The following is a 1,797-nucleotide window of genomic DNA, read 5'->3' as shown; positions in this document are numbered from 1 at the left end:
TTGACATCCTCTCCGGCCTGAAGGCCGGAGATTCCTACGGCGCTCAATTCGCTGATGCGATTTGAGTCGCTTCGGTGGGTTCCTGCTTCATCGGGGCTGCCGTGCCTACACCGAGGTGTGGGCGCGGCCTTACATCCCCTCCACAGGCCATGACGGCATGCCCTGCCGCCAATACATTGTTGGCTGCATTCACATCGGCATGGGCCGTGTGACCGCAGGCAACACATTTGAATCGGGCCTGGGTCTTGCGGTTGGCCTTGTCCACATGACCACAGGCCGGACACATCCGGCTGGTGTTGCGTGGGTTCACCGCAATGACCATTCCACCGCGCCATGTCTGCTTATATTCAAGCTGGCGTCGGAACTCGGCCCATCCCTGATCCAGAATGGATCGGTTCAGGCCCGATTTGGCCCGGACATTTCGCCCCGGCAGATCGACCGTACCTGCTGCCGACTTGGACATATTCCGTACCTGCAAGTCCTCAATCACAACGACTGCGTGGTTTTGGCTGATCGCGGTCGAGGTCTTGTGCAGGAAGTCGCGGCGGGCATGGCCGATGCGGGTGTGAATGCGCTGGATACGGGCTTTGGCCTTTTTCCAGTTGTTGCTGAATTTGACCTTGCGGCTCATCGCCCGCTGAGCCCGTGCCAGTTGCCGCTGGCGCTTTTTGAGGGCATGCGCCGGGGCAATGATCTCGCCGCTGGAGAGGGCGGCGAAGCAGGCCACCCCCATATCCATGCCGACGATGCTGCGAGCCGGGTGGCGGGGATCTTCGATCTCCTGCCGCGTCTGGATGGATACATGCCAGCGCCTGCCCGAGAGGGAGACGGTGACATTGCGCACCTCGCCCACCACCTTGCGGCTGTTGCGATAACGCACCCAGCCCAGCTTGGGCAGGAAAATACGGCTGTTGCTTTGATCAAGTTTGATCTGTTTCGGATCGGGGTAGCGGAAGCTGTCGGACTGGCCTTTCTTCTTGAAGCGCGGAAAGTCCGCACGCTTGGCGAAGAAATTGGCGTAGGCGCGCTCCAGGTCCTTAAGCGTCTGTTGAAGCGGGTGCGTCGGCGCCTTCGCCAACCATGGCGTTTCTGGGCCGTTGCGCCACTCGGTGAGCAGCTTGCACAGTCCGGCATAGCCAAGCTTCTTCTCGCCTTGCTCGTAACGTTCCTTCTGCAACGCCAACGCCTTGTTGAACACGAACCGGCACGAGCCAGCGAAACGGCGCATTTGCCGTTCCTGTTGGCCGTCGGGGCGTAGCTCAAACTTGAAGGCTTGGAACTGTTGCATGCGGAGATTATAGTTTGGCCTATGAGCAACGACAATGATATTCGGCACGGTCGGCATTGCGTTTTCAAGATGCACGTCCACTTGGTCTTTGTGGCGAAATATCGCCGCAAGGTATTTGATGCCGACGCCATCAACCTGTTGCGCACGATCTTCGCCAAGGTCTGCACCGACTTCGAGGCACAACTGATCGAGATGGACGGCGAGGACGATCATGTGCATCTGCTGGTGGAGTATCCGCCCAAGGTGGCCGTCTCGAACCTCGTGAACAGCCTCAAGGGCGTCTCCAGCCGTCTGCTTCGCAAGGAACGCCCGGACATCGAGAAACGCTACTGGAAGGGCGTGCTGTGGTCGCCGTCCTACTTCGCATCCTCCTGCGGCGGCGCGCCGATCTCCATCGTGCGCCAGTACATTGAGCAGCAGCAGACACCTAACTGAAACCCAAAGACGGCTACGCCGTCCGCGCTATCCTTCCCCGCCCTGAACGGCGGGGCTTGTCGCGCGCTGGGTCA

Annotated in this window: 2 protein-coding genes; one reads left to right on the top strand and one right to left on the bottom strand. The window is 60.0% G+C overall.

Annotated elements, in window-relative coordinates:
* Positions 1-43: 43 nt before the first annotated feature.
* The gene (locus tag BMY52_RS14995) at positions 44-1,288 is read right to left on the bottom strand and encodes an RNA-guided endonuclease InsQ/TnpB family protein (protein WP_090255797.1); all 1,245 of its coding nucleotides are present in this window, start codon (positions 1,286-1,288) and stop codon (positions 44-46) included.
* A 21-nt stretch (positions 1,289-1,309) separates the two neighbouring features.
* On the opposite strand from BMY52_RS14995, the gene tnpA reads away from it, so the two are divergent.
* On the top strand, positions 1,310-1,723 hold the full coding sequence (gene tnpA, locus BMY52_RS14990) for an IS200/IS605 family transposase (RefSeq protein WP_090255795.1): 414 nt from the start codon (positions 1,310-1,312) through the stop codon (positions 1,721-1,723).
* The last annotated feature ends 74 nt before the right edge of the window (positions 1,724-1,797 follow it).

This window comes from Ectothiorhodospira marina, from assembly GCF_900109495.1.
Taxonomy (GTDB): Bacteria; Pseudomonadota; Gammaproteobacteria; order Ectothiorhodospirales; family Ectothiorhodospiraceae; genus Ectothiorhodospira; species Ectothiorhodospira marina.
This window is presented reverse-complemented; position numbering and strand designations above follow the sequence as displayed.

Coding starts and splice junctions, on each gene's coding strand:
- BMY52_RS14995 (WP_090255797.1), bottom strand. CDS start 1,288: ATGCAACAGTTCCAAGCCTTCAAGTTTGAGCTACGCCCCGACGGCCAA.
- tnpA (WP_090255795.1), top strand. CDS start 1,310: ATGAGCAACGACAATGATATTCGGCACGGTCGGCATTGCGTTTTCAAG.